16 protein-coding genes are annotated in these 18058 nt (G+C 56.0%); 5 read left to right on the top strand and 11 right to left on the bottom strand.

Going from position 1 to position 18058, the window contains the following annotated elements:
• Positions 1-153 precede the first annotated feature (153 nt).
• The 3 genes from rsuA (at position 154) to ACLGE8_RS08105 (ending at position 2735) form a co-directional block, all read left to right on the top strand.
• Complete coding sequence (gene rsuA / locus ACLGE8_RS08115; protein ID WP_410997764.1) at positions 154-855, top strand: 16S rRNA pseudouridine(516) synthase RsuA; 702 nt, start codon at positions 154-156, stop codon at positions 853-855.
• Between the two features lie 25 nt (positions 856-880).
• Positions 881-2077: a Bcr/CflA family multidrug efflux MFS transporter gene (locus ACLGE8_RS08110; protein WP_410997762.1), complete on the top strand. Its 1197-nt coding sequence runs from the start codon at positions 881-883 to the stop codon at positions 2075-2077.
• Between the two features lie 316 nt (positions 2078-2393).
• A complete protein-coding gene (locus ACLGE8_RS08105) occupies positions 2394-2735 on the top strand; it encodes a YejG family protein (protein ID WP_185666882.1) in 342 nt (113 codons plus the stop codon).
• Between the two features lie 3 nt (positions 2736-2738).
• Here the strand turns inward: ACLGE8_RS08105 and yejF are convergent, their stop codons facing one another.
• The 9 genes from yejF to ACLGE8_RS08060 form a co-directional block, all read right to left on the bottom strand.
• On the bottom strand, positions 2739-4328 hold the full coding sequence (yejF, locus tag ACLGE8_RS08100) for a microcin C ABC transporter ATP-binding protein YejF (protein ID WP_410997760.1): 1590 nt from the start codon (positions 4326-4328) through the stop codon (positions 2739-2741).
• Position 4329: 1 nt separating this feature from the next.
• Positions 4330-5352: a microcin C ABC transporter permease gene (locus ACLGE8_RS08095; RefSeq protein WP_410997758.1), complete on the bottom strand. Its 1023-nt coding sequence runs from the start codon at positions 5350-5352 to the stop codon at positions 4330-4332.
• 2 nt (positions 5353-5354) lie between these two features.
• Complete coding sequence (locus tag ACLGE8_RS08090; protein ID WP_185666884.1) at positions 5355-6446, bottom strand: microcin C ABC transporter permease YejB; 1092 nt, start codon at positions 6444-6446, stop codon at positions 5355-5357.
• A 9-nt stretch (positions 6447-6455) separates the two neighbouring features.
• Entirely contained in the window at positions 6456-8246 is a 1791-nt protein-coding gene (locus ACLGE8_RS08085; RefSeq protein WP_410997866.1) for an extracellular solute-binding protein, read from the bottom strand.
• A 104-nt stretch (positions 8247-8350) separates the two neighbouring features.
• Positions 8351-9913: a cyclic di-GMP phosphodiesterase gene (locus ACLGE8_RS08080; protein WP_410997756.1), complete on the bottom strand. Its 1563-nt coding sequence runs from the start codon at positions 9911-9913 to the stop codon at positions 8351-8353.
• Between the two features lie 123 nt (positions 9914-10036).
• The gene (gene mepS, locus ACLGE8_RS08075) at positions 10037-10609 is read right to left on the bottom strand and encodes a bifunctional murein DD-endopeptidase/murein LD-carboxypeptidase (protein ID WP_185666886.1); all 573 of its coding nucleotides are present in this window, start codon (positions 10607-10609) and stop codon (positions 10037-10039) included.
• A gap of 417 nt (positions 10610-11026) precedes the next feature.
• The gene (locus ACLGE8_RS08070; protein WP_410997754.1) at positions 11027-11743 is read right to left on the bottom strand and encodes a phosphatase PAP2 family protein; all 717 of its coding nucleotides are present in this window, start codon (positions 11741-11743) and stop codon (positions 11027-11029) included.
• Between the two features lie 44 nt (positions 11744-11787).
• Positions 11788-12765, bottom strand: a complete 978-nt coding sequence (locus ACLGE8_RS08065) for a CobW family GTP-binding protein (RefSeq protein WP_410997752.1) — start codon at positions 12763-12765, stop codon at positions 11788-11790.
• 124 nt (positions 12766-12889) lie between these two features.
• Positions 12890-14356, bottom strand: coding sequence for a mannitol dehydrogenase family protein (locus ACLGE8_RS08060; RefSeq protein WP_410997751.1), 1467 nt, complete (start codon positions 14354-14356; stop codon positions 12890-12892).
• Positions 14357-14561: 205 nt separating this feature from the next.
• Here ACLGE8_RS08060 and uxuA point away from each other — a divergent pair, with 205 nt between their 5' ends.
• On the top strand, positions 14562-15752 hold the full coding sequence (gene uxuA / locus ACLGE8_RS08055; RefSeq protein WP_410997749.1) for a mannonate dehydratase: 1191 nt from the start codon (positions 14562-14564) through the stop codon (positions 15750-15752).
• 122 nt (positions 15753-15874) lie between these two features.
• Here the strand turns inward: uxuA and yeiP are convergent, their stop codons facing one another.
• The gene (gene yeiP / locus ACLGE8_RS08050; RefSeq protein ID WP_185666890.1) at positions 15875-16447 is read right to left on the bottom strand and encodes an elongation factor P-like protein YeiP; all 573 of its coding nucleotides are present in this window, start codon (positions 16445-16447) and stop codon (positions 15875-15877) included.
• Between the two features lie 154 nt (positions 16448-16601).
• On the opposite strand from yeiP, the gene ACLGE8_RS08045 reads away from it, so the two are divergent.
• Positions 16602-16856: a YkgJ family cysteine cluster protein gene (locus tag ACLGE8_RS08045; RefSeq protein ID WP_185667036.1), complete on the top strand. Its 255-nt coding sequence runs from the start codon at positions 16602-16604 to the stop codon at positions 16854-16856.
• Here ACLGE8_RS08045 and setB read toward each other — a convergent pair.
• Positions 16853-18034, bottom strand: coding sequence for a sugar efflux transporter SetB (gene setB, locus ACLGE8_RS08040; RefSeq protein WP_410997746.1), 1182 nt, complete (start codon positions 18032-18034; stop codon positions 16853-16855). The genes ACLGE8_RS08045 and setB overlap by 4 nt on opposite strands.
• Positions 18035-18058: the final 24 nt, after the last annotated feature.

The raw sequence follows: 18058 nt of genomic DNA, 5'->3' as shown, positions 1-18058 counted from the left end.
ATAACAAGCCCGTTATACTTACGGATTGTTATACTCGCTGTCTCACCCGTAGCCGGTGGCATTTTCCCGTTACGCGGCAGGCATTGAGTCGATTACCCCATTTTTCGGACCTTTCGTCCGGCACCCGGCACTATTACAGGCTAAAAATACTTCATGCGACTTGATAAGTTTATCGCTCAGCAACTCGGCGTCAGCCGTGCTATTGCCGGGCGTTTGATCCGCGGCCACCACGTGACCATCGATGACGAAGTGGTGCGTGACACCGCGTTTAAACTGCTACCAGAACACGACGTGGCCTACGAAGGCAACCCGCTGACTCAGCAGAATGGCCCGCGCTATTTCATGCTGAATAAGCCGCAGGGCTACGTGTGCTCCACGGAAGACCCGGATCACCCAACGGTGCTCTATTTCCTCGATGTGCCGGTGGCGTACAAGCTGCATGCCGCGGGTCGTTTAGACATTGATACCACCGGTCTGGTACTGATGACCGATGACGGCCAGTGGTCCCATCGCATCACCTCGCCGCGTCACCATTGTGAAAAAACCTATCTGGTGACGCTGGAAAATCCGGTCAGCGATGACACCGCCGCGCAGTTCGCCAAAGGTGTTCAACTGCACAATGAGAAAGATCTCACCAAGCCAGCGGTGCTGGAGGTGATTACGCCGACCGAAGTACGTCTGACCATCAGCGAAGGTCGCTACCACCAGGTGAAGCGCATGTTTGCCGCTGTGGGTAACCACGTTGTCGGTCTGCATCGCGAACGCATCGGTGAGATTGCGCTCGACCCAGACTTAGCCCCGGGCGAATACCGTCCGTTAACAGAAGCAGAAATCGCCAGCGTTGGCGCACCGTAGCGCTAACCAACAACCGAGGTAAATTGTGACGTCCAGGCCGCGCTCGTCGTTAAAAATTGTATTTATTCTTGGCCTCCTGGCCATGTTAATGCCGTTATCGATAGACATGTATCTTCCGGCGCTGCCGGTCATTTCACAACAGTTTGGCGTGCCGGCAGGCAGCGCACAGATGACCCTGAGCACCTATATTCTGGGCTTTGCGCTGGGTCAGTTGCTGTACGGGCCAATGGCGGACAGCCTCGGGCGTAAGCCGGTCATTCTGGGCGGTACGCTTATCTTTGCCGCGGCGGCGGTGGCCTGTGCGCTAGCACCGACTATTGACTACCTGATCGTCACCCGCTTTTTCCACGGCCTGGCGGCTGCGGCGGCAAGCGTTGTGATCAACGCCCTGATGCGCGATATCTACCCGAAAGAAGAGTTCTCGCGCATGATGTCGTTTGTGATGCTGGTGACGACGATTGCCCCGCTGGTGGCGCCGATGGTGGGCGGTGCGGTGCTGGTCTGGTTTAGCTGGCATGCCATCTTTTGGATCCTGGCGATTGCCGCGCTGCTGGCTTCTGCGATGATCTTCTTCTTTATTGATGAAACGCTGACGGCAGAGAAACGCCAGCCGTTCCGCCTGAGCACCACGCTCGGCAACTTTGCGTCGCTATTCCGCCACAAGCGCGTGCTGTCGTACATGCTGGCGAGCGGCTTCAGCTTTGCGGCGATGTTCTCGTTCTTAAGCGCCGGGCCGTTTGTCTATATCGAGCTCAACCACGTGTCACCGCAGCACTTCGGCTACTATTTCGCGCTGAACATTGTGTTCCTCTTTGTCATGACTACCATTAACAGCCGCTTTGTTCGCCGGGTTGGGGCGCTGTGGATGTTTCGCGCCGGGCTGACAATCCAGTTCGTTACGGCGATCTGGATGGTGGCTTGCGCGCTGCTGGACGTCGGCTTCTGGTCGTTGGTGCTGGGCATTGCGGTGTTCGTCGGCTGCGTGTCGATGGTCTCCTCAAACGCGATGGCGGTGATCCTCGATGAGTTCCCGCATATGGCAGGCACGGCCTCATCGCTGGCGGGGACGTTCCGCTTTGGTATTGGGGCCATTATCGGCGCGCTGCTGTCGATGGCGACCTTCACCACCGCTTGGCCGATGCTGATTTCCATTGCCCTATGTGCGACCTGCTCGATCCTCTTCTACCTCTACGCCAGCCGCCCCCGCAAAACCGCGCACTAATAAGCCTTTCGAGGGGCGAAATATGCCCCTTTGTTGATACATATCAACAGATATAGCATTCCTGATAGGGTGTAATGTTTCTTTTATGTAAAATCCAATAATGTAAAAAGTCACATTGTTGTAGATAAAAAGGTTGCGTTAGATCACAGATACGGGTACATATAGCGCGAAAACGCATCAGTACACCGAACTATGTCGTAAGAAGAATGTTGAATGCTGGCGTTTTTTTTCTGGATGCAGGACGATTTGTCAACAATGTGTTAATATGGATGTGAAATAATTGTGAAGCACCATCGCTTCCGGGGAAAAGAACGTAATGACATTACAGCTATCAATCGTACATCGACTGCCGCAGGACTATCGCTGGTCCGCGGGTTTTGCAGGTTCGAAAGTTGAACCGATTCCGCAAAATGGTGCATCCGGCGAAAATGCGCTGGTGGCCCTTAAACTGCTGAGCCCGGACGGCGATAGCGCCTGGCCGGTGATGCATTCCCTTAGCCAGGCGTTAACCGATATCTCCGTCGACTGCTCGGTGCTCGAGTGTGAAGGGGAGCCGTGCCTGTTCGTGAAACGTCAGGATGAGTTTGCTGCGACCTGCCGCCTGAAAAATTTCGGCGTGGCGATTGCCGAACCGTTTTCCGGTAACAACCCGTTTTAACCGTCAGCTCAGCGCAATGAGCTGACGCGTATACTCCTGCTGCGGTGCTGAAAATATGCGCCGACACTCTCCCTGTTCGACCACCTCTCCCTGACGCAGCACCATCACCTGATGGCACAGCGAACGAACGACGTGCAGATCGTGGCTGATGAAGATGTAGGTCAGCTGATGCTTTTCCTGTAACGCTTTAAGCAGCGCCAGAATTTGCGCCTGAACGGTGCGATCGAGCGAGGACGTTGGTTCATCCAGCACGATAAGCTCTGGCTGCAGGATGAGCGCCCGCGCGATGGCGATACGTTGCCGCTGGCCGCCGGAAAACTCAGACGGATAGCGCTGCCGGGTCTCCGGCTCCAGCCCCACCTCCTGCATTGCCGCCATCACCCGCTGCTCGCGTTCTGCGGCACTGAGGGCAGGGTGATGAACCCGCAGACCCTCTTCAATAATCTGTAGCGCGGTGAGCCGCGGATTGAGCGACGAGTTAGGGTCCTGAAACACCACCTGAATGCGACGACGCAGCGGCAGCATCTGCTGACGGTTGCGCCCCTGAATGGCCTCCCCGGCAAAGCGAATATCGCCCTGCGAGGCGATTAAACGCAGCAGCGCCAGCCCGGTGGTGCTTTTGCCGGAACCTGACTCACCAACCAGCCCCAGCGTCTCCCCTTTGCGCAGCGTAAAGCTCAGGTTGTTCACCACCGTATTGTGGCTCACCACCCGGCGCAGGATACCCTTGCGAATCGGGAACGCCACGCTGAGCTTGTTGACCTCCAGCAGCGGGGCGGCCTCCGTCGGTAAAGGCACCGGGTCGCCCGCCGGTTCGCTGTCCAGCAGCTTGCGGGTGTACGGATGCTGCGGCGCGCCGAAAAGCGCGCTAGCGCTGTTTTGCTCAACGCAGCGGCCATGCTGCATTACCGCCACGCGGTCAGCCAGCTTGCGCACGATGCTCAGGTTATGGGTGATAAACAGCAGCCCCATGTTCAGCTCGGTACGCAACTCTCTGAGCAGCTGGAGAATTTGCGCCTGTACCGAAACGTCCAGCGCGGTCGTCGGTTCATCGGCAATCAATAATTCCGGGCGCGTCAGCAGGGCCATGGCTATCATCACACGCTGGCGCTCACCGCCGGAGAGCTGGTGGGGGAAATCGCTCAACCGCTTTGCGGCATTGCGAATGCCAACCCGGTCAAGGCAGTCGAGGATCTCGCCGCGCGCTGCCTCTTTGCGCATACCCCGGTGCAGCGACAGCACTTCATAAAGCTGCTTTTCCAGATTGTGCAGCGGGTTCAGCGACACCATGGGTTCCTGAAAAATCATCGCAATGCGGTTGCCGCGCACCCCGCGCAACGTCTGCGGGCTGGCGTGCAGTAATGATTCCCCAGCAAAGCGGATATCGCCCGTCGGGTAGCTGACCGGTGGTTCAGGTAACAGGCGCAGAATCGACAGCGCCGAGACGCTTTTTCCCGAGCCGGATTCCCCAACCAGCGCCAGCGTCTCCCCGGCGGCGAGCGTCAGTGAGAGCTGTTCAACCACGGTGGTGGTTACGCCCTGCTGGCGGAAGGCGATGGAGAGGTTGTCGATCTCCAGAAGTGGTTGCTGCATCTTATACCGCCTTAGAAGGATCGAAGGCGTCGCGTACCGCCTCGCCGATAAAGATCAGCAGCGAGAGCAGTACGGCAACGCAGAGAAACGCGGCGATCCCAAGCCAGGGGGCCTGCAGGTTATTTTTGCCCTGAAGCAGCAGTTCGCCGAGCGACGGCGAACCGAGCGGCAGGCCAAAGCCAAGAAAGTCGAGCGAGGTCAGCGTAGTGATGGAGCTGCACAGAATAAACGGAATAAAGGTTAGGGTGGCAACCATCGCATTGGGCAGCATATGGCGCAGGATAATACTGCGATCTCCCACGCCCAGCGCCTGCGCGGCGCGGATATAGTCATAGTTGCGGGTGCGCAGGAATTCGGCGCGCACCACGCCAACCAGCGACATCCAGCCGAACAGCACGGTAATTGCCAGCAGCCACCAGAAATTCGGCTGCACGACGCTTGAGAGCAGGATAATCAAAAACAGCGTCGGCATTCCCGACCATACTTCGATAAAGCGCTGCCCCCAGAGGTCAATACGCCCGCCGTAGTAACCCTGCACGGCGCCGACAATCACCCCCATCACGCTGGAGCAGACCGTCAGAATCAGGCCAAACAGCAGTGAGATGCGCGTACCGTAGAGAATACGCGCCAGCACGTCACGACCGTTAGCATCAGTGCCCAGCCAGTTTTGCCGCGACGGCGGGGCGGGGAAGGGGATATCGGTGCTGAAGTTAATGCTGCTGGCGCCAAAGCGAATCGGCGTCCACAGCACCCAACCGTTTTTCTCCAGCCGCTGCTGCAACCATGGGTCCTGGTAATCGGCGGCGGTGGCGAACTCACCGCCGAAGGTTTTTTCGCTGTAGTTTTTCACCACCGGAACGTACAGGCTGCCCTGATAGCTCACCAACAGCGGCCGGTCGTTGGCGATAAGCTCTGCGCCAAGGCTACAGACAAAGATAACCAGAAAGATCCACAGCGACCAGTAACCGCGTCGGTTGTGGCAAAAGCGCGCCCAGCGGGCCCGGTTGACGGCGTTCAGGGTCATGATTAGCGGCCCTCAAAATCAATGCGTGGGTCCACCAGCGTGTAGCTGATGTCGCTGACGATATTCATCAGCAGCCCGATAAGGGTGAAAATATAGAGCGTGCCGAACATCACCGGATAATCGCGGGAGACGGTCGCCTCGTAGCCCAGCAGCCCCAGCCCGTTCAGGGAGAACATCACCTCAATCAGCAGTGAACCGGTGAAGAACATGCTGATAAAGGTGGCAGGGAAGCCGGCGATGACCAGCAGCATGGCGTTACGGAAGATATGCTTCCAGAGGATCTGCTTTTCACCCACCCCTTTTGCCCGCGCGGTGACCACGTACTGCTTACGGATCTCGTCGAGAAACGAGTTTTTGGTCAGCATGGTGAGCGCGGCAAAGCCGCCGATCACCGTTGCCAGCACCGGCAGGGTGATATGCCAGAGGTAGTCGGTGATTTTCTGATACCACGGCAGGGTATCAAAATTCGCGGAAACCAACCCACGCAACGGGAAGATGTCGTAATAGCTGCCGCCGGCGAAGAAGACTATCAGTACTATGGCGAAGAGAAACGCCGGAATGGCGTAGCCGATAATAATGCCGGTGCTGCTCCAGATATCAAAGCGGCTGCCGTTGTACACCGCCTTACGGATGCCCAGCGGAATAGAGACCAGATAGATAATCAGCGTGCTCCAGAGCCCGAGTGAGATGGAGACCGGTAGGCTCTCTTTCATCAACTGCATGACCGAAGCATTGCGGAACAGGCTGTTGCCGAAATCAAAGCGCAGATAGTCGCCGAGCATCTTGAAATAGCGCTCGTGCAGCGGTTTGTCGAAGCCGTAGCGATGGGTTATCTCGGCGATAACCTCTGGGTCAAGGCCGCGCCCGCCGCGGTACTGACTTTCCGCGATATTGCCAACGCCTGCCCGTGCCTGACTACGTTCCAGCCCGCCACCACCGCCGGGTAGCCCACCCTGATGGCCGAACTCTACCGCCGCAATCGCCTGGTCAACCGGGCCGCCGGGTGCTATCTGTACGATAAAAAAGTTGAGCGTGATGATTGCCCACAGGGTCGGGATAATCAGCAGCAGTCGGCGAATCAGATAGGCACCCATGTTCTCTCCTTAACGTCGGGAAGCGGGTAAGGCCGCCGCTTTATTCACGTCGTACCACCAGGTGTCGAAGCCCGGCGCATCCGTGCCGGAGGCATAAAGCGGGTGGATACTGGGATAAGAAAACTTATTCCAATAGGCGGTTCTACTGCCGGACATATACCACATCGGCAGCATGTAATAGTTCCAGGTCAGTACCCGGTCCAGCGCTCGCCCAAGCGGCAGCAGCTTCTGCTTATTGCCCTGCCAGCGGATGATTTGGTTGATCAGACTGTCGATAGCCGGGCTTGCCACCCCTGGTGAGTTGTAGGACGAGTTGATGTATTCCGACGACCAGGAGATTTGCAGATCTGAACTGGGCCACGGCATCGCCCGCCACAGGCGCGGCATCATGTCGTAGTCGCGCTTACGCATCCGGTTGGTGATTTGTGAGATATCGACCTGGCGGATATCCATCGTCACGCCCAGACGCTGTAGATTGCGCTGGAAGGGCATCACCCACTGATCGTTACCGCCGGAGGGCAGCAGCAGTTCAAAGCGAAGCGGCAGGCCGGTTTTTGCATTGACGCGCTGCTGGCCTTTCAGCACCCATCCTGCGTCGGTCAGCAGATTTCCCGCTTTCAGCAGGTTGTCGCGGTCAAAACCGTACCCATCTGATGCGGCGGGCTGATAGATGGAAGTGAACACTTCCGGCGGCAGTTCGCTTTTGAGCGGCGCCAGTAGCGTTAGCTCGTCGGCATCGGGGTAGCCACGCGCGGCGTATTCGGTATTCTGGAAATAGCTGTCAGCGCGGCTGTAGGCGTTGTAAAACAGCGCTTTGTTCATCCATTCGAAATCAAACGTCATGCTGATAGCCTGACGCACGCGGCGGTCGCTGAATACCGGGCGCTGGATGTTAAAGGCCAGCCAGCGGGTGTCCTGTGCGGCGTTGTTCTTCTGTTCATCCTTAACGATGTAACCGCTGGCGAAGTTTTTGCCGATATAGCGCGTCGCCCAGTTTTTAGCGCTGCTCTCGGTGCGCACGTCATAGGCTCCGGCTTTGAAGGCCTCAAACGCGACGTTGTCATCGAGGTAGTAGTCGTAGCGGATGGTGTCGAAGTTCCAGCGGCCACGGTTTACCGGCAGGTCGGCGCCCCAGTAATCTTTCTCGCGCTGATAGACGATATATTGCCCCATCTTCCAGTCGCTGATGCGGTAAGGGCCGCTTGCCAGCGGCGGCGTGCTGAGCGGTTCACTGAGGTTATGATCTTTCCAGAACTTTTCCGGCAAAATTGGCAGGGTAAACAGGCTCAGCATATCTTCCTTACCCGGTTTTGCCAGCTCAATGCGCACCGTCAGCGGGGCGATAGCCTTGACGGTGGTGCCTTTGTAGACCAGGCGGAACTGTGGCACGCCTTCGGTCATAAACTTGTTAAAGGTGAAAGCGACGTCGCGAGCGGTAATTGGGCTGCCGTCGTGGAAGCGGGCGCGCGGGTTGATGGTCAACTCCACCCAGGAATAATCGTCGGCGTAGCGCGCCCGGTCGGCAACCAGCGGATAGTAGCTGCCCGGCTCGTCGTCAGAGGTGGTAAACAGCGCGTCGTACAGCGAGTCGGTACGCACCGCCGCATTTCCACGCAGCGCAAAGCGGTTGAAGTTATCGAAGGTGCCGAGCGCGGCAAGCGTGACGCTGCCGCCTTTAGGGGCGGCGGGATTGACGTAATCAAAGTGGTCGAAGTTGACGGCGTATTTAGGCTCACCGATTACCGCAAACGCGTAGCTCTCTTTAATGGTCTGCGCCTGCAGGGACAGGCTGAACAGCATCAGCAGGGTCGAACAGACACGTGCTACGATCACGATAGGGCTACCCCGCATTGAAAAGTATTGATTGAAAACGTCTTTTATCCCTGAATCTTAAATGACCTTGCTTAACTTGTGAAATACTTTGCTGGCTTACGATATTCCACAATCAGCTGCTGCAGCGTGAGCGGGCGGCTTATCAGATAGCCCTGAAGATAATCGACGCCGTGATCGCGAAGCCAGCTTGCCTGCTCCTCGGTTTCCACCCCTTCGGCGACCGTCACCAGGTTGAGGCGATGAGTCAGGGTCAGCACCGCATCCAGCACCGGCGAGGTGATGGTCTCCCGACCGATAGCGTTGACAAAACCGCGGTCTATTTTCAGATAGTCGAGGGTGAAACGCTCAAGGTAGATAAGCGCGCTGTGCCCGGTGCCGAAATCATCAATAGCCACTTCAATGCCTTCGCCGCGCAGCCAGGTAAACAGGCTCATGGCCTTCTCCTGGTGCAGCATGTCGCGCTCGGTTATCTCCAGCACCAGCTGGAAGTAGTTTTGCGGCAGGCTGGCCGCCAGATTGCGGATATCCTGCTGGAAGCTCTCGGCATGCAGGTGACCAGGCGCAATATTGATGCCGAGCTTAGCGCCCGGCGGCAGAAGATCTTTTAGTACTGGCGCATCGCGGGCGATCAACTCAAACAGATGGTGGGTGAGGGGGACGATGAGATCCTGCGCTTCGGCATAGCTGATAAACGCATCCGGCGGGATATTCCCGGCGGTCGGGTGCGACCAACGCATCAGCGCCTCTGCGCCGGTAATCTGGCGATTCTTCGCATCCACCACCGGCTGATAGACCACGTAGAACTGACGGTGTTTGATGGCAGAGAGGATCTCTTTTCCCGGACGCGAGCGAAGGGCCAGAATATAGAGGCACATCAGAGCGCCGATCAGGCCACAGATGAGTCCAAGCAGGATTGAATAGAGTGAGTTATCGCTGCTGAGTGCGTTGCTGTAGAGGTAGACCTCCAGCGGCACGTCTTTGATCTTCACGTGGCGAACGGCGGTATCGGTAATGTCGTCGATCGCAAGGGGTTTGCTGCTAAAGGTGGAGATGGCTGTCTTACCGTTAACCACCAGCGCAACACCGTTATACGGCGTCTGCTTTGACGAGCAGAGTACCCAGGGCATCAGATTGGCGTTGATCGAGGCGAAAACGCCGCGGTTATCCAGAAGCGGGCTTTTTACCCACAGCACAAAGGCGGGGGTGGTTGGCATCATCGGCGTGCCGGGGACGATCCCCATCACGTGCGTTTTGCTGAGATCGAGATCCGGCACCAGATCCTTAAGCCCCAGCGACATCTCCCCGGTGGCCGATGAACAGTAGGCTATCTGATCTTTCACCAGCAAGAATGCTCGCACGTTCATGCTGAACGCGGCGCGTTCGGTGAGTTCCGACGACACGGCATGGCACGGCTCCATCGTCAGCGGCTGCAGGGAATCCATCGTCACCAGGATCTGCCTGAAGTAGTTATTTAAGTAGGTTTGCAGGCTGGAGATAGTGTTATCAAACTGGACCGAACGGCGGTGATGGAAAATAGAATACTGTGCCAGCCCGGCAGCGAGCGCAATCAGCAGGCCAGCGACGATACTGGTGAGGACGGTTCGACGGTTAATCGATGAGTGACGAGTGAACATGCAACTTCTCTATGCTACGGAACTCTAAAGAAAAGAATAATGATGAAGCATAAAAAAAGCACTGCCGGAGCAGTGCTTTTTTTATGCTTACCGTCAGCCAAGGGAAACTGACGGTAAACGACATTACGAACGACTCAGGACGCGGCGTGCTTCGTTGTAACGTTTATTCCAGTACGGTTCATTCATGCTGGAAATCGTCACACCACTGCTGGTGGAAGCATGAACAAACTGGTTGTTGCCGATGTAGATGCCTACATGGCGACCGGTAGAACCGGCGCGGAACAACACTAAATCACCGGTTCGAAGCTGATTGCGTTTAACGGATTTGCCCGTTTCCTGCTGCTCCCAGGTGGAGCGCGGCAGCTCTAAACCAAACTGTTCGCGGAAGGTACGCTGCACAAAGCTGGAGCAGTCGATACCGCGCTTGGTGTCGCCGCCCAGACGGTAGCGTACACCTTTCCATCCTGCGTATTGATCCATCAGACGGGACTTCACGTCGAGGTTACGCACCATGGTTTCAAATTCATCCTGAGAGGCTTGCAGTGACGAGGCATCTTCGGTGCCCACTGCATGCGTCTCAGAATGCATGTTCTTAGCGGTGTTGCTGGTGTTACTACAGGCAGAAAGCAGAACCGCAACTGCTACTGCTGGAATCGCTCGCAAGATATATCTCAAAATCGGCTGAGATTTGACCATTTTCGTTGTTTTCCCTTGAAGTCCTTAACGATGGAGTCGTTATAAAAAATGCCAAACGCGTCTGAGACTAAATACACGCAATCAATGAGACAATTCTTTGAATTCATTTTTGTGGCTTAGCGCACAAAGTTTTATTTACGAACCAAATAATTGCTCTTTGAAACGACAAACGCGAATGAGATTACCTTAACGAAAGCGGCATTGCGAGCGCTTTTGCCCGATTTTTTATAAGAAATCGTGATACACAAAGTTAAAAATTGTGAATGGCCAAAATTCCGTCACTGGTGAATGAAAAGTGGGCAACTCATTCATTATTAAAATGAATGTTGTGACGGGAAGATGACAATAACGCGGTGGAATAAAAAAAGAAAAAGAGGGTGAATACCCTCTTTCTGGAATATCAGATGAATTGGTTATTTATTGCGCCGATTTCGCTTTGGATAAATGGGGCAAATTTCGTTCAAAGAAACCCATCACATTATCGCTTAATGGCGTCATCAGCACCCACGGTACGCCAATCAGCACTGCGGTTAACGAACCGACGGCAATATCGGTAAACCAGTGTGCGCCGATCATCACGCGCGGGAAGGCGAAAACCACAAAAATCATCAGTGAAATAAGGAACGCTTTCTGACCGAAATAGCGCCACATGAAGGTAGCGAATATCAGCAGCATCATTCCGTGGTCGCCGGGGAAGCTGTCCCGCGAGCCGTCTTTGGTCGAGAAGTCGATAAAATCGCTGACGCGGTGTACGCCCGGCACGGAGAGCGACGGGCTGCTACGGGTGACCGGCATCAGGTGCTGCGCCAGCTGGTTAATGATGACCGCCGACAGCAGCATCACCAACCCCATCACCACGATTCGGCGACGGCCTTGGGTGGTTTCTTTTAGCCAGAAACTCAGCATCAGACAGCCCATTGCTAACAGCGAACAGCCGTCAAAGGCGCGATTATTAATAATGGCTAAGAACCAGGCGTAGCCCAAATTATCTGCGTTTAAACCCCGGTTAAAGAAGTGAAAAATGCCAAGGTCGGCCGCAGACCAGAATCCGTGGTTTACCGGCAGGAACCAGGAGAGAAACAACGCCACGCCGGCGGCGTTGAGTAAAATAATCAGGGGATAACGTGTACGCATCTTAATATTCATAGCAATTAGTCTCGGCGGAAACCTTAGCGGCTTCAACCTAAACGAAGTTTCAACAACGCCGTTTGTAACGAATTCCAGTCGGTTTGCGCGTCGTTTATCAGCTCGATACGGCTATCCGGTGGCGCAACGTTCTGCGTTTCAATGTGCAGGTCGGCGCCCTGGCGATTAATACGCACCAGCCCTTCAGGAATACGCATCACCGCCTTCAGACGAGTCACCGGCGACAGACGCGCCCACTCCAGCAGACCGATGGTGTCAAACACGGTGTCGGCGTCAAAAATCCAGCCACAGGCATAATAGCCCTGGCCCTCGTTAACGCTTCTGCGCCAACGCTGGTACTCCGGCAGGCTTAACGCCGCGAGGCCTTTATTTGACGGATGAGAGTGTGCGTGCGCCGCGCTAGCCTTGAGCGGCGTGGTGTTGCTGCGCGGCATATCCAGTAGGGAAGTATCAATATTGCCCTGTGTGGCCTCGAATAGCTGGCGTTCAGCGCCGTGCTGTTGCCACCAGGCGGCCAGCGCCTGTCGGCTTTCGGCGGTGGCACGGTCCGTTTTGTTGCTGACAATAATGTCCGCTGCGGCGAGCTGGTCGCGGAAGTTTTCATTGTTGGCAACCTTGTCGTCCAGCAACTGGCGAGGGTCGATCACGCATAGCGTGGCGCGCAGGTCGATCCACGGCTCGTAAACCGGGGCGGTAAGCAGATCGAGGATCTGCTTCGGGTGGCCGAGGCCCGTAGGCTCAATCAGCAGACGATCCGGTTTCCCCTGGCGCAGCAGCGTATTCAATCCGACCTGCATCGGCAGGCCGTTAACGCAACACATGCAGCCGCCGGGGATCTCTTTGAGCAACGCGCCGCTGTCGGCCAACAGGGCACCGTCGATGCCGACTTCACCAAACTCATTGACCAGTACGGCCCATTTTTCGTCGGCGGGTTTATTGGCCAGTAGATGCAGAATTGAGGTGGTCTTCCCGCTGCCAAGAAAGCCGGTGATCAGATTGGTTTTAGTCACGAAAACTCCGCACAGGACATAGTGATAGTGTTATCTGGATCACTTTATCCTGGAGAAGCGGCGTCGAAAAGAGAAGTGTTAAGGCGGGCTAATCTAATATTAGCCCGCGAAATAGGAGAAAATGTTAACTATTGAGCGCGGTCAGCACCGCCTGGCGTGCGCCTTGTTGCACCAGATGCTGCCACGCCTGCTCGATAGCCTGAACAAATTGCGGGTTGGCTGGCAGGTCGCTGCCGAAAATTTCCTGCAGCGTCAGCAGTGCAGCAACCCGGTTCTCGTCGCTGCTGTTTGCCACTATGTCGCGAATTTTATCCGCCAGCGGGTCGCGAACATCAATCGGCTGCCCGGCATCGTCCACGCCGCTTACGTAGCGCATCCATCCGGCGACTGCCAGCGCCAGCAGCGGCCAGCGGCTGCCGGTCTGGAGGTGAATACGAATGCCGTCCAGCAGACGCTGCGGCAGTTTCTGGCTGCCGTCCATTGCAATTTGCCAGGTACGGTGCTGGAGCGCCGGGTTGCTGAAGCGCGCGATCAGGCTATCGGCATATGCCCCGAGATCGACATCGGTAATACGCAGCGTAGGGGCCTGCTCGGCCATCATCAGATGACGCGCTGCCCGGCGGTAAGATTCATCCTGCATGCAGTCGCTGATGTGCGCATAGCCCGCAAGGTAGCCGAGATAGGCAAGGAACGAGTGGCTGCCGTTAAGCATGCGCAGCTTCATCTCTTCCCACGGCAGGACGTCACTGACCATCTGCGCCCCAACGCTGCCCCAATCAGGGCGTCCGGCGACAAAGTTATCTTCTATAACCCATTGGATAAACGGCTCGCAGCTGATAGCGCACGGATCTTCGACACCCAACTCCTGGGTGATTTCTGCCAGCGACGCTTCGGTCGCGGCCGGGACGATACGGTCGACCATGGTGCCGGGGAAGCTGACGTATTCCGCAATCCAGCTTGCTAGTTCTGGGTCCCGGCGGGTTGCCATGTCCAGCACCGCGTTTTTGACCACATGGCCGTTATCAGGAATGTTATCGCAGGAGAGGACGGTGAAGGCTGGAAGACCGCGATCGCGGCGGCGAGATAGGGCTTCGACCAGAATGCCCGGCGCGGAGTGGGGCTCCGTGGGTGATTCAAGATCGTGGACGATCCGCGGCTGGGTGAAATCGAGGTGGCCGGTCGCCGGATCGATGCAGTAGCCTTTTTCGGTGATTGTCAGCGAGACAATCGCCACCTGTGGCTCACAGAATTTTTCGATAATCGCCGCCAGAGAATCAAGCTTCGCGTTCAGGCACTCGTGGACCGCGCCAATGATAATCGGCTGGTTGCCCGCTGCGCTCTTCTCCATCACGGTGAACAGATGATCCTGCTGGCGGAGCTGGCTCATCAGCACGTCGCCGCTAAACAGGCTGATTTCACAAATTCCCCAGTCGCCGCCGTGCTGGTTCAATACCCGGTTGGTTAACAGTGCCTGGTGGGCGCGGTGAAACGCACCAAAACCGAAGTGCACAATCCGCGAACGTAGCTGTTGTCTATCATATTGAGGGAGCTGGACGCTGGCGGGAAGGGCGCTTGAGGCGATTGTATTCATTGTTCACACATCCGATTAACGATTAATTAACGTGTGCAGTGTAAAGTTATATGACAGCAAATTGAATTGGTGTGCCGTATTTATCGCGTTAATGTGAGCTTGATCAATCAATCCCAGCGGATTTATTGACGGTCCTGAAGAAACATGTATGGTAGTCGTCATTGAAGGTGATTTTATTGGTATAACAACTTTAGAGGGTGAGGCAATGGAACAAACCTGGCGTTGGTACGGCCCGAACGATCCGGTATCTCTTGATGATGTGCGTCAGGCTGGCGCGACGGGCGTCGTAACGGCATTGCACCACATTCCAAACGGTCAGGTATGGCCGGTTGAAGAAATTAAACAGCGTAAAGCGATGCTGGCTGAAAAAGGCCTGACCTGGTCCGTGGTTGAAAGTATCCCGGTTCACGAAGACATTAAGACCGGCTCCGGTGAGTACAAAACCTGGATTGCCAACTATCAGCAGAGCATCCGCAATCTGGCTGAATGTGGCATCGACACCGTCTGCTACAACTTCATGCCAATCCTCGACTGGACGCGTACCGACCTCGAGTACACGCTGGAAGATGGTTCTAAAGCGCTGCGCTTTGACCAGATTGCTTTCGCGGCGTTTGAGCTGCACATCCTGAAACGTGAAGGCGCGCAGGCGGATTACACCGCTGAAGAGCAGCGTCAGGCGCAGGAATATTTCCAGGCGATGACCGAAGCGGAAGTCACCAGGCTGACCCGCAATATCATTGCTGGCCTGCCGGGCGCAGAAGAGGGTTACACCCTGGACCAGTTCCGTGCGCGTCTGGCGGAATACGATCACATCAGCAAAGAAAACCTGCGTGAAAACATGGCGGTCTTCCTGCGTGCTATCGTGCCGGTAGCGGAAGAAGTGGGCGTGCGTCTGGCCGTTCACCCGGACGATCCACCGCGTCCAATCCTCGGCCTGCCGCGTATCGTTTCTACCATTGAAGATATGCAGTGGCTGAAAGAGACCGTGGATAGCATCAACAACGGTTTCACCATGTGCACCGGTTCTTACGGCGTGCGTGAGGATAACGATCTGGTGAAAATGATCGAGGCCTTTGGCGACCGTATCCACTTCACGCACCTGCGTTCTACCTGCCGTGAAGGGAACCCGAAAACCTTCCACGAAGCTGCGCACCTGCAGGGCGATGTGAATATGGTTGCGGTGGTTGATGCGATCCTGACTGAAGAGCAGCGTCGTAAGAAAGCAGGCGATCTGCGTCCTATCCCAATGCGTCCTGACCACGGTCACCAGATGCTGGACGACCTGAAGAAGAAAACCAACCCAGGCTACTCGGCGATTGGTCGTCTGAAAGGTCTGGCGGAAGTGCGCGGCGTTGAGCTGGCGCTGAAAATGACCAAGTTCCGCGATCTGCTGTAATTTGTCATTTTTCCCAGAATAAAGAAGGGCAGCCATTTGGCTGCCCTTTTTGTTTGCACTATCGAGTAGGCCTGATAAGCGAAGCGCCATCAGGCAGAACGATGCACATTGCCTGATGCAGATTAGTCCGCGCGGCACATGTAGCGTTTTTCTTCGATATGAACGCGAATTTTCTCGCCGGTGGTCAGGTATTCAGGAACCTGAACCACCAGGCCGGTAGTCAGGGTCGCAGGCTTGGTACGGGAGCTGGCGGAAGCGCCTTTGATACCAGGGGCAGTTTCAACGATTTCCAGATCGACCGTCTGCGGCAGTTCCAGCGCCAGAACCCGGCCATCCCACAGTAGAACCTGCATTTCCGGCATACCGCCTTCAGGAATGAACTGCAGCTCTTCAGCAATCTGGTCGTGGGTGAAGATGTACGGGGTGTAATCTTCCTTATCCATGAACACGTATTCGTTGCCGTCGATGTAGGAAAAGTCAACGAAGCGGCGGTTCAGGGTCACGGTATCAACCATGTCGTCGCCTTTAAAACGCTCTTCAACCTTTAGACCGGTGCTGACATCGGAGAAGCGCATTTTGTACAGCGTTGCTGCGCCACGGGCGCTCGGTGACTGAATATCAATGTTTTTTACAATCAGCAGTTTGCCGTTGTAATTCAGCACCATACCTTTTTTAATTTCGTTCGCTCTTGGCATTGCAATTATCCTGTGAACTAGGGTGTCAAAAATATCGCGTAAAAGTACTCGTGCCGGGCGTTTCAGGCAAGAGGATTTAAAGGCTTTTGCTATGGCTGCTCAAAAGGTGGTAATGTGCGCGCCACTACCTTATCCACACTACAGAGAACCCGCGATGGAATGTCGTCCGGACTGCGGGGCTTGCTGCACTGCACCTTCAATCTCCAGCCCCATTCCCGGCATGCCCAACGGCAAACCGGCTAACACGCCCTGCGTGCAGCTTGACGAACGCCAGCGGTGTAAAATCTTTGGCTCGCCGCTGCGCCCGAAGGTATGCGCAGGGTTACAGCCCGCACCAGAAATGTGCGGAGTCACCCGCGACGCGGCGATGACCTATCTGCTTCACCTCGAAGCGTTGACCGCACCCTAAACGTCTTTAATCCGCACCAGGCAGCAAAGGGTGGCGATGCACAGCACCAGCGCAATCCAGAACACGGTATGGTAGTTCCAGATTTCTGCCACGACGCCCGCCAGAGAACCGGCGATGATCCAGCCAACGCGAGAGGTATTGGCGTACAGCGTAGTGGCTGAACCGGCTTGCCCCGGCATCAAATCCTGGAAATACAGCATGCCAATCCCGCCGAGGATACCGATATACACTGCGTTTAGCAGCTGCATCGCCAGCAACAGCGTTGGGCTGCTGAAAGTCAGCATACCTATATAGAAGAATAGCCCAGCCACGGCGGCCAGGCGCATCAGGAAGCGTTTACCCAGGCGCTTGGCGAAGTAACCAGCAATCAGCATCGTCGGGATCTCCAGCCCGGCGGCAGTGCCCATCATCACCCCAGCCAGCTTCTCCGGCAGATGCAGTTCATTAATGATGTACAGCGGCATATTGATGATATAGAGGCTGTTGGTGCCCCACATCAGGGTGCAGATAACAAACAGCAGCAGCGTATCCCGGCGGTTGGTGCGCGGTGCCTGAATCGTACCGCTTGCGGCGACTTTCTCTTTACGCATGGTCGGCAGGAACAACCAGACCATCGCGCCGCAGACCACAAACGCCACCGCAGCCGACAGATACATCACCGTAAAGCTAAAGCCCATTGCCAGTGCGTAGGCCAGCGGTGGGCCAATCACCCACGCCAGCGACACCTGCGCTCGCATAATCGAGCTGAACATTACCGCCTCGCGGCCGGTTTTATCGGCGTGCTCGCGGGCGAGGGCGAACATTTGCGGGTTAGCCGTCGAACCAAAGCTGCTGAGGAAGACGCCGACAAAAAGCAGAATAAAGTAGTTACGGTTCCAGGCGAACAGCACGCAGGCCAGCACGCCCAGCAGGCAGCAGACCACGATCAGATTTTTACGGTCCCCACGTTTATCCGAGTAGCCCGCCAGAAATTGGCTGACCAGGATACCGATGACGGCGCTGCCGGTGAAAAAGAAGCCGACCATCGCCGGGCGAACGTGTACCTCATTACTGAGGAACAGGCTCAGCGTTGGGGTCTGCAGCGCGCCGGCAATACCGGTTAGAAAGGCAACAATCAGAAAGGATGATGAGGTGAAATCAAACGATCGCCGTGGGGCGGCGGCGGTACTGTTTTGCATGTTGTTTTATCGGTCGCTTTAGGA

It is taken from the genome of Kluyvera sp. 142486, from assembly GCF_046569695.1.
In the GTDB taxonomy this organism is placed as follows: domain Bacteria; phylum Pseudomonadota; class Gammaproteobacteria; order Enterobacterales; family Enterobacteriaceae; genus Kluyvera.
The sequence above is the reverse complement of the archived record's forward strand: the minus strand, read 5'-3'. Positions and strand labels throughout refer to the sequence as shown.